Genomic DNA, 11,481 nt, shown 5'->3' with positions numbered 1-11,481 from the left:
TATTGTTTTCCAAAACACTGAATAACAATATTTTAAAAAATTAAAAATCATAAAAAACTTACCTATTAAAATCGAAATAACTCATCATAAAATAAAAAATCTATACAATTCCTTACAAAACGCGATTTTACCTAGCAAATAAAGGGCATATGACATTTATCAGGGAAGTAAAAGAAAGATATATTGTATTTTTGCAGCTTACTTAAAATACAATAAAATGACAGCTTTAAAAGATATTTCGACAATAGAAGACATTCAGCAAATGGTTAACAGCTTTTATGCAAATGTTAGAAAGGACGATTTAATCGGGCCGATATTTAATGATAAATTACAAGATCGCTGGGAACCGCATCTTCAAAAAATGTACAATTTCTGGCAAACCATTTTATTTGATGTTCGCGCTTATTCTGGAACACCTTTTCCTCCGCACAAACAATTACCGGTAGACAAAACACACTTTGACCGTTGGATTGCTATTTTTAATTCTACAATAGATTCGCAATTTGCAGGGCCAATAACAGAAGAAGCTAAAATGCGTGCTACCAATATGGCTTTTATGTTCAGCCACAAAATTGAATATTTTAGAAATGCAGAAAATGAAATGAGAAATACTATCAAAAAATCTTAAAAAATTTCTTTCAATTAAAAAGTAGAATTTTATATTTGATTAAATGAATTAACCCCAAATCTATATTCTTTTATTTATGAAAAAAGTAATTTTCTTTGTTACAATCTGTTTCTCATTTTTAAATCAATTATCAGCACAATCACAAACTTCAGCTTCAAATTTATATAAAGGAACTGTTGACGGAAAAACGCCGATAACGGTTTATATTAAAATAGAAGAAAACCCTTGCACAGCCGATTTAATGTATACTTCGATGTATCGTCAGAATAAATCGAAAAATTGGATTCAGCTTAATGTTACTCAAAACAGAAAAAAAGAAAATGAATTTGTGTTAGTTGAGCAAGGATTTAGTGGTGTTTTGATTTTACAAAAATCAGGAGACTCTTTCACTGGTTTATGGATTAGCCCTGATGCTAAAAAACAATTAAAAGTGGATCTGAAAGAAGCTTCGATGACTAAAAAAGAACTTGAAAACTTCGAAAAAACAATGGAGAAAGTGAATTATGAAAATAATGACTGCTAAAATTCCATTTATTTCAGCTTTGTAAAAATCTACAAAAATGCAATAAAAGTCAATTTCGAATAAAAATTTTGTGATGGATGATAAAAAATCGAGCCATAAATTCGTAATTTTACATTTTAATCTACAACGTTTTCGAAATGAATCCAAACATTGAAACCAATCCGTTATTAGAGCGATTGCCTAAACATTTACAGCAATTCATTAAACCTCAAGATTATAGTGATTACACTCCTATCAATCAGGCGGTTTGGCGATATGTTATGCGTAAAAATGTAGATTATCTTTCTAAAGTTGCCCATGATTCTTATCTAGAAGGTTTACGTAAAACTGGCATCGAAATCGATTCGATTCCAAGCATGTACGGTATGAACCGAATTCTTAGCGAAATTGGCTGGGCAGCGGTTGCCGTTGATGGATTTATTCCGCCAAATGCTTTTATGGAGTTTCAAGCTTATAATGTTTTGGTTATTGCCTCAGACATTCGTCAATTGGAACATATTGAATATACTCCTGCTCCAGATATTATTCACGAAGGTGCCGGCCACGCTCCTATTATTGCAAATCCTGAATATGCAGAATATTTGAGACGTTTTGGCGAAATTGGCTGTAAAGCGATTTCTTCTCATAAAGATTATCAGATGTATGAAGCGATTCGCTTGCTTTCTATTTTAAAAGAAGCAGAAGATACTCCGCAAGAAAAAATCGATGAAGCTGAAAAAGCGGTTGCCGATTTGCAGAACGATATGGGAGAATTGTCTGAAATGGCTCAAATAAGAAACTTACACTGGTGGACTGTTGAATATGGCTTGATCGGAAACGTTGAAAATCCAAAAATATATGGCGCTGGATTACTTTCTTCTATTGGAGAAAGTGCACACTGTATGACCGATAATGTAAAGAAAATCCCTTATGATATTTCGGCAGCAAATCAGAATTTTGATATTACGCAGTTGCAGCCACAATTATATGTTACTCCAAATTTTTCTTATTTAAGTTTAGTTCTAGAAGAATTTGCTCATAAAATGGCACTTCGTACAGGAGGTCTTTCTGGAATTAAAAAACTGATTCAATCAAATGCTTTAGGGACTATTGAATTGAGCACAGGTTTACAGATTTCTGGAGTTTTCACAAATGTTATTGAAGAAGAAGGAAAGCCAGTTTACATTCAAACTACTGGAAAAACAGCTTTGGCTTACCGCGAAAAAGAATTAGTTGGTCACGGAACTTTAACGCATCCTCACGGATTTGGAAGTCCGATTGGGAAATTGAAAGGTTTTAATCTCGCCATTGAAGATATGAGTCCGAAGGATTTACAGGCTTATAATATCATTGAAGGCGAAAAAATAAAATTAGAATTCGAAGGAAATATTATTGTTGAAGGTGAAATCATTACAGGTTCTAGAAATCTTCACGGAGAAATTATTTTAATTAGTTTTAGAAATTGCACCGTAACTCATGGAGAAACTGTTTTGTTTCAGCCTGAATGGGGCAATTACGATATGGCAATTGGTAAAAAAGTGATTTCTGCTTTCTCAGGTCCAGCCGATGTAAATAGTTTTGACTTGATCAATATTGTTCCTTCAACAAAAACAATCAAAGCGAAACATACTGAAAAGCGCGATGAATTAGAACATTTATACGCAATAGTTAGAGATATCAGAACAAATAAAAGTGATAAAACAGAACTAAAATCTGTTTTTGAAAAACTAAAAAACAATCATCCGAACGATTGGTTATTGGCTATTGAAATTGCTGAACTTTTGAAAGATTCTGATGAAAAGCAGCTTTTACAGGAAGTTTTGATTTATCTGGATCAATTGAAAGTGAAACGCCCTGAAATTGCACATTTGATTGCTGGTGGTTTGGATTTGATTTTTGATAATTTGCCACAATCACGATAGCTATCGGAACTAAGACACAAAGTTTTTTTCTTTTGATAATTTTTTAATCTCGCAAAGACGCAGAGTCGCAAAGTTTTTTACTTTTTAAAGTTTACTTTGCGACTCTGCGACTTTGCGAGATTCTTTTTTACAGCTTTGAATTCAAATCCTGAGTCAATTCTGTTTCCGATTCAATAGTTTTTCCGTTATACTGCAGTTTCCATCCCATCGAATTGGTCATGATTAAAATCTTAGACAATTCACTTATCAATCTATTTTGAGCGTTTGTTTTTAGGGTAGAATTTTCGATTTTCTTAGCCAGATTGGCTTTTACCGATTTATTGATTTTATTGTAATCATCTCCCGTAAACGGATTCAGTTTGCTTTGTTCTACATCGTAAAACTGAATGTCTGGATTGATGGTAATTTCTTCTTTTGGGATATTTAAAATTGTAATGGTCTTGTTTTTTTCATCAATATCATATTTCATCTGATGCAGATCATAAGCAACCGTTACATTAGCATTGACCACAATGAGTGCTTTTTTCTCAAAAGAAATCATGTCCATTAAATACTTTTGCTGATTTTTATAGGTGATGACTTCTGAAAAATGCCCTTCGGTAACAACCAATTTCCCAACGTTAAGAATCTGCTGCTGAATTAAATTGGTATTATACTGAATATCAGAATCGTCTTCTTTTTTGAACTGGCAATATTTAAACCCCAGAACAATTATTAAAACAATAACTCCAATACCTATAATTCGTTTGATCAAGTTTTGCATTCCTCTAAAATATTTTAGACCAATTTACTTCATTTTTTTCTTTTTTTAGCCACGAATTCACGAATTTTCGTTAATCTATGGGGATAATTATAATTGAATTTCACAAATTAAAATTTGTGAAATTGGAAAAATTAATAGACAAAGAAATTAGCGAAAATTCGTGAATTCGTGGCAGAAAAAAATAGCAAAAAAACTTTAGAAAGGATATCCGATAGCGATATTCAAAATGAGGTTGTCTTTTCTCCACGAACTGCTTCCGAAATTAATATCATCAATTACCCATCTTTGCCCATCTGGCAAGGCTGGGTTTCGGAGCGGAATGGCTAAATCGGTTCTTAAAATTAAAAATGATAAATCAAAACGTAAACCTGCACCTGCTCCAACAGCAATTTCTTTCATAAAATCCTTTGAAATTTCAGCACCAGGTTTGTTTGGATCGGCGTGTAAAAGCCAAATATTACCAGCATCCAAAAACACCGCGGCTCTTACAATACTGAAAAGTTTTGCTCGGTATTCTGTATTGAATTCCAGTTTTAAATCGGCAGATTGATCTGGTGTATAATTATCGCTTGTATTGGTCGGAATAACATAACTTCCTGGCCCTAAAGTTCGTGCTCTAAAAGCTCGAATACTATTGGTTCCTCCTACAACAAACTGCTTAGATGCGGGAAGTGTTCTCGAATTTCCGTAGGCAAATCCAGCGCCGACAATCAATCTGCTGGCCAATTCACTTTCTTTTCCAAGCTTTAAATAATGCCTGAAATCTGATCTGATTTTCACATATTGGCTAAACGGAACATCAAAGATTTTTATCGTATCGTTTTTCTTAATATTGGCTCCAGTAATCGCCCCTGTTAGATTTCCAGCCAAATCCAATTCACCATTAAAATAGATAGTATTCTTTTTACGTTTCTGCATGGTATTGGTATAGGTGTAATTGTAGGTAGGTCCAAAAACCAACTGTTTTTCAATTACTTTTCCCAATGCCGGATCTTCATCAATATCTGCCATATATTCTGGTGTTACATGATTCGGACTTACATAAGTCACGTCAATAACATTCAATTGATGTTCTTTACGAATGTTTTCTTTCCACATATAACCAAAAGAAGTATTAAAAGAATTCAAAGCATACAATTGTGTTCTTTTTTGATACTCGTAACGTAAGGTCGCTTTGGTTCTTGGCACATATTCGCTGTTCCCTTCAATATGAAAAGGCGTTATAAATCTTGGCCAAGTTAAACTAACTTCACCTCCAAGTTTATAAATATTTTTCCCTCTGTTTACTCCACCCAACTGAAAATCGGCTCCTCCGAAAACAGAAGCCGTAAACAATTCAGCTCCTTTAAGAAAGTTTCGGTTATTCCAGTTTAGATTTAATTCTGTACCTGTATAACTTGCAGAATTGGTTTTTCCAATCACTTCAACACGAATAAACTTCTTAGGTAAAAGAGTCAAATAGTAATAAGAATCTAAAGTATTCGGAATGGAATCTGACGGTTTAAATTCATTCTTTACAAAACTGAAAGTTCCAAGATTTACAAATCGGTTTAAAGTTAAGTTATGATCTTTTCGATTATACACATCCCCTTTCTTAAAATAAATTGTTCGATCATAAATTCTTGGTTTAAAAGTTTCTGTCGTGTCAATTATAGTGAGATCTTTATATTGCGTGATATTTCTTTTTCTATAAACCGCACTATCATTCGTTAGAGAATAATTAGGATACACAAAGATTTTATCAATCTTGTAAGAAGTCAAGGCTTTTACAGGCGTATCATCTTTTATAACCAATCTGATTCGCACTTCATGATCGCCTTTACTACTGTCAACTTGAGCCAAAATATAATCTGGATTAAAATAGAAATAGCCTTTTTCTTTTAATCGCGCATCGATTCTTTCTCTTTCTGCTTTTATGACATCCAAATCATATGGTTTTCCCACTTTAAGCAGACTCCTTTTATGACTTCTAGCAATAATTTTTGACATTTTTAAAGAGTCGTCAGGAAATGTAACGCTTTTTATAATGTACTGTTTTCTTGGCGTCACAATATATTCTGCAGTTACCCTTTTATTTCGAACAGTTGAATCGGCACTTACGCGGGTTTTAAAATATCCTCTGTTTTCTGTAAAATTTCGCAAAACGGAAGCATTATAATCCAAATCAACTTTACTGAAAAGTACTGGCGGTTCTCCAACTTTATTACGAAGCCAATATCTTGTTCCTTTATCTTTTTTGGGTTGGCCTGCAAGATTATATATCAATAATTTAGGACGAAGTCCGAAGATTTGTTTGTTTGGTTTTGGACGCAATAAACCTTCTAATTCTGTTTCCAAAGCTTTTCGATCTTTCTTTTTCATAATCGAATCTTTGATGGTAACAGAACCGCCTGTATAAAGCAACTCTCCATCGGGAAGGTATTTCGTATTACTGCATCCTAAAACAAAAAACAAGGAAAGCAGCGCGATATACTTTAAATATATATTTCTATGATTAAGTCTTTTGCTCATTTCCTTCAATTGTTTTTTCGTCTTCGTTCTCTTGCAGTTTTCCTTTTTCTTTATCTTCTTTCTTTTTTTGCTTTTCTTTTTCCTTGCGAATTTTTTCTTCTTTTATTAATTCTTTTTCTGCTTCCGTACGATGAAAAAGCTCTCTGAATTTGTTGTAGCTCATTGTAATCACAAAAGCAACTCCTGTCTCGATTACCTGACCTTCTACCGCAACCTGATATTGGTTCTTACGATAGGCACGAACCATATAACGACCGTCTTTTGTTAATTGATAATCTAACGCAACGTCTCCGGCAATATTGGTGCTTTCTTCATTGGCACGTTCTTGTCCTTCAACACCAAAACTGCTTCCAACGGTAATTTTCAGTCGATCATCAAGCAGTTTTTTAGAAACTTCAACATTAAGATCTGTTCTGTTCTGCATCGTTCCTGTTGTATAATCTTCTGTCGATTCTAAATCAAAATTAACTTCAAATCCTTCAATAAGATCTCCTGCCAGATTATTCAATTGCTGCGAAAGTATCTTACTCACACTCTGTCTGGCAAAAGATTCTGCATTTATACCGCCACTTTCACTCGCAAACGGATTTTCGCCCACAAATCTGTTCAATAATAAAAGGGCAAAAACTTGTTTGTTTAATTCTGCTGGATCTTGCTCTAATTGTTTCAGTTTTGCCCGTGTCATATCTACCACATCTGAAGCAACATTATAATTTCCTTCAGGAAGTACAATTCCAAATGAAATTTCAGGTTTCATCAGCTCTCCATTCATTTTCAGTAAAGTCTGAAACGGAAGTTTTTGTTTGTAGGTATTCTGTTCTGCCGGTGTTTTATTCTGTAACTGACTCCCTAACAAATCAATTGGAGCAGTATTTACTTTGTAAATAGCTGTAATATTTAAAGTTGCCATTGTTGGTTCGCCGTTCCAAGTGATGAAACTTCCTTTCTGAATATCAAATTTTCTTTTGATTCCGTTGAAATTCATTTCATAAGCGCCATCCGAAAACTCATATTTCCCCGTCAAAGTTGTTTTTCCCGATTGATCGATTCCGCCGACTAATTCTGCTTCTCCCTTCAAATTCAAATAATCGCCATTAGATTTGTCAATCAGCAATGTCAATTCTGCTTCTTTATTGATCGAAATAGCCACATTAACATCCATTCCTTTCAATTCCGATTGATTCAGTTTGTTCTGCATATCAACCGTTTGTTTCAAGTACAGATTGTCTTCATCAACAAATTCTACAATTCCTTCGCGATCTGCAATTGAAGGATCTGACTGTGGCATTACAACAGTAAAATCGGTTTCTTTATTAATTTTAATAGTTCCATCAACAACTGGACTGTCCAAATTTCCTTTTATATTGAGTTTGGTATCTAAGAATAAATCTCCATAGAACAAATCATTGTCTTTGGCTTTTGAATGAATGGCTCTAAAATCGTCAGCTTCAACCAGCAGATTGAAATTGTATTTGACAAAATCGGGAGATTGAATCATTCCATTTACAAACAGTTCGTTGTCATTTTCATCAAAAAGAGAAAATTTATCAAACGAAATGGTTCCATCATTAAAAGTGATTTTTTCGTTTTTCGTTTTAAAATACGAATTCAATTGTGTCACTCTAAAACCAGCATCATTAAAAATCAATTCTCCATTAACTTTTGGAGCCGAAGCATTTCCTGTCAGTTTAAAATTTCCTGAAAGAAAGCCTTGTCCTTCAGTAATATTCCCCATACTAAAACCTTGAATACTTTTGATATAAAGTTTATTAATCACCACATCAAAATCAAAGTTTCCAGTATCCATCAAATAATCTCCTGTTAACTTTAAATCATTTCCTTCATCGGTCAAGGCAACATTTGCGGCAAGCGTATTAGCAGTTTTATTGTCAACTTTTATTTCTAAGTCACCAACTTTTGAGCCTTTAAAAGTAAAATCATCAATTTTTAAATCGGATGTAAAAGTCGGGTTTGTCATCACGTTTTCAACCAACGCATTTCCGTTTATCAAGCCTTGCATCAACAATTCGTCTTTTTTAACCATATTCATAATGGTTTCGATTTTGAAGTTTACAAAATCTACTTGCAAAGGCGCATTATCTTGCGTTCCTTGTGACTGAATTTTTAACTCGTTTCCGTTATTACTTAAATTGAACTTATTAACATAAAGTCGTTTTTCTCCAAGCTCAATTGCATTTTCAGGATCGACATTCCATTGATCATAATTTAAAATAAAGCTGTCTGGATTCAGTTTTAAAATATTCTTAGAATCTTCTGCTTTAAATTCACCCGCAATAAAATATTGCTGCTTTTGTTTTGCATCTTGAACTTCAAGCGCATAAGTCAGAATATTATTTTGCACATTTCCTGACAAACTTGTTAACGGAATTTTTAAAGAACCGCTTTCAATTGTTGCGACAGAAACCAAATATTCCAGTGCATTTTCTTTGGCTTCAATATTGATTTTTCCGTCAGAAATGGTATTTCCATCATAAACAATTCTCGGAATCGTTCCTTTTACTGTCAAGGAATCAGTCTGATTATTATAATTCCCTTTTATGGTAAAAGGTTCTAATCCAGTTAATTTTGGCAGTAATTTAAAAAGCACAGGATCATTGTCTACTTTGAGCATAAAAGCCAATCTTTGCTCATCTGATTCTGCATTGACTTTCGGGTTTTTAAGGTCAATATATTTGGATAATGATTTTTGAAGTGAGTTTGCCAAAGTCGTCAATTTGTATTTTCCGATCACTTCGGCTTTTAAAAACTGAGACGAAATTTTAATCGAATTACTGTCTTTATCGGCAAAAGCCAAAACATGAATTGAATCTAAAACAATCGGTTCTGCATCTTGCAAAACTTGAATGTTCGAAAGAAAGACTTTTCCATTTAAAAAATCAGGATTACTGTTTGTGATATCCGCATCGACATTTCCGCGCAGTTTCATTGGCCCCGCATGCAGATTCAGTTTTTCTAAATCGGCGATATCCAGATTCAACTTTAGTTTTACGGTCGGATATTTATCTTTTGCATCTCCAGAAGCTATTAAATCGAAATTTAGATTTGGATCTTTCATTCCCGATTTTACAGCAAAAGAACCATTTTCGATATTTCCTTTTAAAGCTAAATCTTTATAGGTGTATCGATTAAAAACCGCTTTCTGTACCAAACCATCAATCGCTGCATTTGCGGTTTTAGGATCTAAACCATTTCCTTTTACTTTCGCTTTAAGCGTAATTTTTCCGATCGAATCGTTTTTAATTAAACGTCCCAAATCGAAATCCAACAGATAAACCTGCGCATCGTATTTTTCTCTTTTTTTAATGCGTTGATCAAATAAGGCATCAACTTTTGCATTTCCGAAACTGCTGGCTAAAGCCATATTGGTTTTAAAATTCTGAGCAGAGCCTGTAAATTTTCCTTGTAAACTTAATTGAGATGGCAGCTGAATATTCTTCGGAATTGTTCCCGCCGGCACAAGCATATTGATGTCTTTTGAAGTCGTCGAAGCTTTTTTAATATCTAGATCATAATAGGCTTTTTGCGCATCTGGCAATCCGGCAATTTCCCCCGAAAGAGAAACTTTTGTAGAACCAATTCCGCTCATTTCAAACTTCGAAATATTCAAATCTTTGACTTTTCCGCTTACACGACTGTCTACATACAAAATGGCATTTGGGGTACTTTTGAATGGGTTTGTATTTTGAAGATCGGGAACAAACAATAAAATGTCTTTGAAACCAATTTTAGATTGCTTTAAATTAGCATCAATACCCAGATTTCCCAAATCTTTCTGAAGAGATTCTAGCGATTTATATTGTGCTTTAATTTTATCCTGAACGAGTGTTTGCGGTGTTTTCAAATATAAATTTTCTAGCGAAGCATTTTTAGGTCCGTAAAAGAAATCGGTTTTGAAAGACTGAATCTCTAAGCCACTTTTTTCGTTTACGGCAAGTGTTTTTATCTTTCCTGAAATCGTATCATTTCCATAATATAATTTCTCGGCTTTAAAATTGAATTTGCTCAAATCTAAATGCGCATAATCTAAACCTCTTGTTTTGGGTTTTGACTGCATATCATCAAATTTGAAAGCGATGTTTTCTAAATTGGTTTCGTTGAGTTTAACCTTCCAACCAGCTTGTTTTATCGCTGTTGTATCTAAATTGGGAGTTTCAATTTGTTTGTCTTTTGTGCCTAATCTCAGATTTCCGCTTAAATTTTTTACTTCGAAAGTATCAAAATCTAAAAGCTGTTTGTTCAAATCAATTTCGTTTACAGCAAGATTTAAATTTCCTAAACGAATGCCTGAATTGAGTTTAGAATCTTTATTGTCATATAAAATATCAATTTTGGACAGGCTTATTTTTTCTAGAACAAGTTTAAAATCTGGCCGTTTCGAAACTGTATCAACCGTCTTAACTGAAACTTCAGCAATTTCCTCTACAACATCCTGATCTAAAACTACTTTTAAACCATTCAAATTAATGTTCGGAATATTAAAATCCATTTTATCAAGATCGAACTTTTTGAATTTGGTGTCAAAATGCGTCAAGTTCACTTTGATATCATTCTTCGAAAAATCGTCTTTAAAATTAAATTTAACCTGATCGAGATTTACTTTTACAACAGATATTTTAAACGGTTTTGCATCAGGATCTTCTACTTTTGGCTCTTTAAATTCGAACGCTTTTATGATATAATCGAAATTGAAAATACCTTCTTTGTTTCTGGAAATATTGGCTTTTACATTTTCTAATGAAATAGAATTAATTTCGAGTTCGCTGCTTACCAATTTAAAAAGATCAACATCAACCTCTAATCGTTTACCAGCCAACAAAGTATCTTTTTTTTGATCTTCAAAATAGAAACCTTCCAGAACTACATCTTTGGGAAATTTGATCGAAATATAATCTAAGGAAACTTTGGTTTTGATCTTACCTTCAAGATAAGTAATCGCTTTGTCTTTAACGAAATTTTGAACTGACGGAACCTGAATTAAGATTATTAAAAGTAATAAAAGTGCAACTATAGAAACCACGCACCATATTAAGATGCGAAGTGTTTTTTTAAGAAAATGAATTGATTTCTTATTCATACGTCAGCAAAACACGATTAGATTAAAGTTGCAGCTTTATAAGACTATAATTATACAGCC

At 33.3% G+C, this 11,481-nt stretch carries 6 protein-coding genes; 3 read left to right on the top strand and 3 right to left on the bottom strand.

The window, feature by feature from the left end; all coding sequences use genetic code 11:
- Window positions 1–217: 217 nt before the first annotated feature.
- The 3 genes from DM397_RS09960 (at window position 218) to DM397_RS09950 (ending at window position 3,052) form a co-directional block, all read left to right on the top strand.
- Window positions 218–628: a group III truncated hemoglobin gene (locus DM397_RS09960; protein WP_111377382.1), complete on the top strand. Its 411-nt coding sequence runs from the start codon at window positions 218–220 to the stop codon at window positions 626–628.
- 76 nt (window positions 629–704) lie between these two features.
- Complete coding sequence (locus DM397_RS09955) at window positions 705–1,151, top strand: hypothetical protein (RefSeq protein ID WP_111377381.1); 447 nt, start codon at window positions 705–707, stop codon at window positions 1,149–1,151.
- A 137-nt stretch (window positions 1,152–1,288) separates the two neighbouring features.
- The gene (locus DM397_RS09950; RefSeq protein WP_111377380.1) at window positions 1,289–3,052 is read left to right on the top strand and encodes an aromatic amino acid hydroxylase; all 1,764 of its coding nucleotides are present in this window, start codon (window positions 1,289–1,291) and stop codon (window positions 3,050–3,052) included.
- Window positions 3,053–3,179: 127 nt separating this feature from the next.
- On the opposite strand, the gene DM397_RS09945 is transcribed toward DM397_RS09950, so the two are convergent.
- From DM397_RS09945 to DM397_RS09935, 3 genes are all read right to left on the bottom strand, one after another.
- Window positions 3,180–3,815 (bottom strand): DUF4230 domain-containing protein, encoded by a 636-nt coding sequence (locus DM397_RS09945; protein ID WP_111377379.1) that lies wholly within the window; start codon window positions 3,813–3,815, stop codon window positions 3,180–3,182.
- 195 nt (window positions 3,816–4,010) lie between these two features.
- Window positions 4,011–6,326, bottom strand: a complete 2,316-nt coding sequence (gene tamL, locus DM397_RS09940) for a translocation and assembly module lipoprotein TamL (RefSeq protein ID WP_111377378.1) — start codon at window positions 6,324–6,326, stop codon at window positions 4,011–4,013.
- Window positions 6,310–11,421: a translocation/assembly module TamB domain-containing protein gene (locus tag DM397_RS09935; protein WP_111377377.1), complete on the bottom strand. Its 5,112-nt coding sequence runs from the start codon at window positions 11,419–11,421 to the stop codon at window positions 6,310–6,312. Before DM397_RS09935 ends, tamL begins: the two co-directional genes overlap by 17 nt.
- Window positions 11,422–11,481 lie beyond the last annotated feature (60 nt).

The sequence above is a fragment of the Flavobacterium nitrogenifigens genome (assembly GCF_003254565.1).
Lineage (GTDB): Bacteria > Bacteroidota > Bacteroidia > Flavobacteriales > Flavobacteriaceae > Flavobacterium > Flavobacterium nitrogenifigens.
The sequence above is the reverse complement of the archived record's forward strand: the minus strand, read 5'-3'. Positions and strand labels throughout refer to the sequence as shown.